This window comes from Aestuariivita sp. (assembly GCF_049276915.1).
Lineage (GTDB): Bacteria > Pseudomonadota > Alphaproteobacteria > Rhodobacterales > Rhodobacteraceae > Aestuariivita.
The window spans coordinates 1-2,410 of sequence record NZ_JBASXK010000053.1 but is presented as its reverse complement, the minus strand read 5'-3'; the positions used below and the strand labels follow the sequence as shown (position 1 = coordinate 2,410).

1 protein-coding gene and 1 pseudogene are annotated in these 2,410 nt (G+C 57.6%); both read right to left on the bottom strand.

Going from position 1 to position 2,410, the window contains the following annotated elements; translation table 11 throughout:
* Positions 1-461: 461 nt before the first annotated feature.
* Positions 462-1,508 (bottom strand): serine hydrolase domain-containing protein, encoded by a 1,047-nt coding sequence (locus WAO69_RS05680; RefSeq protein ID WP_422177084.1) that lies wholly within the window; start codon positions 1,506-1,508, stop codon positions 462-464.
* A gap of 161 nt (positions 1,509-1,669) precedes the next feature.
* Positions 1,670-2,410, bottom strand: a pseudogene (locus WAO69_RS05675) (dipeptidase); the annotation flags it as partial.

Here is a 2,410-nt window from a genome sequence, read left to right as displayed (position 1 = left end):
AAATCGGTCTCTGAACCCGCTTTGTCTCTAACCGACCGCCCTAGGCCTTCAGAAGGGCGCATTAAAAAAGTGAAGCAATTTCAGTGTGTTGGCGTTTTCGGGCAAGCGCCCTTTTCGAAGTTTCAACTGGTAGCAAAATTCGATGCAAACCGCGGGACGGGCGTAGGTCGGCCGATATAGGCGGAGCGGTCATTCGCTGCGGGAAGCATCAAGGAGAGAGATGCGGACTTTCCCGCCTTTCGCTACCGCGGCTATTGCTCACGCAGCATTTACTTGCACCTGCGGCAGGCCATTTGTTGCAATGCAGCGAATCCCCCCGAACCAGCCGTTCGATCACGGCAAAAATCGTGCACTCCCAACTGCACTTTCACTGCTTGCATGTCGTAGCCTGTTTCCAGAGAGTCGCAATATCGGTCCCAAAAAAAGGGCGTTGTTATCTTTTTCCTTTATTTCGCAAACGCTTACGAAAACCCGGTTTCAACGGCATGGAGCGCGGCCAAAGTGCTATTGAGACATTTTGTGTCTGAGAAGCTCGGCCATGAAGAGAGCTTGACCGCGATGAAATTTGAGGCAGGCGAGACAAAGATCAGTTGGCCAAATACGCCCAAACACAGATGTCGTTCGCCGCTGACATCTTCAATCCAAAACTGGTTCCTGTAGCGCCCATTGGGAAAATCCTGACGTGACTCGTCGTCAAAAAGGCCATGGTTTCCACACCTTATATCGGCAATCCAGGCGCGGGGGATAACGTTTCGACCCCCGACGTCCCCATTATTTGCCAGAGCAATCGCAAAACGGGCCAGATCGCGCAGCGTCGCATTGATGCCACCGCAGGCAAGGCCGTAACCCGTCGTATCAACGGTGATGTTGGCATCTTTCTCACAGCCCAGCGGCTTCCACAGCCGGTCGGAAATGATCTCGGCGAGAGGCTGCCCGGTGACGCGCTCCATGGCATGTGCCAGAACTTCCGTCTCGATTGAGTGATAGCTGAAACGCTGCCCATGGCCCGCATCGGCGTCGGTAAGAGACAATATCTGGTCCCGGATACAACCCGGCCAGGATGTCGCATCCACACCGGGCGGCGCAGGTTTCCACCTGGCGGCAAAGTCCATTTTGCCAACGTCGCTGTCCCGCGCCTCATAGGTTTCGTTGAACGCCATGCCCGATGTCATATCAAGGACATGCTGAACGCTCGCCCCGTTCCACGCGGTTTTTCCCAGCTCGGGCAGATAGTCGGTAATGGGTGCCGAAGGGTCCATCATCCGTTCTGCAAAAAGACAAGCGGCCGCTGTCGCTGTAATCGACTTTGAAACGGACTGAAGCAGGTGCAATGTCTGAGGGCTCATCGCGTTGTGGTAGCTTTCGTGAAGACACTGCCCGTTTTTCCAGACAAACATCGCATCGGTATAGGTTTCTTCAAGCATCTGGCCGAAGGTTGTCGGCGCTCCGTCTGCACCACGATAGCCGAAGGCATTCAATGACCCTGTAGCCTGCGGCAGGGCCGTCACTTGGGGGCCTTTACGGATCGGTGCGGTTGGCAGGATCAGATCAATATTCTGAAAGGTCCAGCGGTTCCACGGCCCCCGATCCCAATCAAGGCGGGGAATCTGCCCGGGCTCATATGCCCTGTCAGAGCCTGCGCGCCCTGCTGTGTCACCGGTGTCCGAGGCTACCATATCTGTTCGGGAACGATCGCCGCTCCACCGTCTTTCAGGGCACCGGCGTTACGAAGCAAAACTTCATATGCCGCGGATAATGCCTCGGCATCTTGCAAGGCAAGCGAGAGGGCCTGCGAACTGAAATGCGTCAGGGCCTGTGCCGCAAGGTCTGCCCGCCCGGCCGCCATCAGGATCTCGGCCGAGGCCACAATATTTGGCAATTCCTCCGCCAATCCGGCCTCCATCGCCCGCCAATGCGCCCGGATGTCCCCCAGGGTGACCGGCCCCAGGCGAAACGCCAGATGCATCAGGCGCTTTTGCACCTGAAACGCCGAGCGGGTGACCTCGCGATTTTGCGGCACGGTCGAAATCAGGTCCGGTTCTTCGTGGTTGTGGCGGTGGTCCAGAAACCGGCTGCTTTCGCCTGTCGTAAGATATCTGTGCGGCCCATATTCAACCGGAACGTCCGTCTGGCCGATGAACACCGGGACAAGCGGCGCAGTGACCGGGCCAACCGGTGCATGCCACAGCAGTCGCAGCGCATCATCTGATGGGTCCAGAAGCGGCACAACCTGGCCATAACCGGCTGTATCGCCGGTCAGCTTTTCGGTGCTTATCGCCCATCTGACGTCCGGCAGGCCGATCTTCTCCGCCCGCGCTGCACGGGCTTGCATCTCTGTTTCGATCCATTGCACGCCGTCCCAGCGGCCCTTGCCATCGCCATAGACCGCGTTCACGTCAAAGGCTCCTGA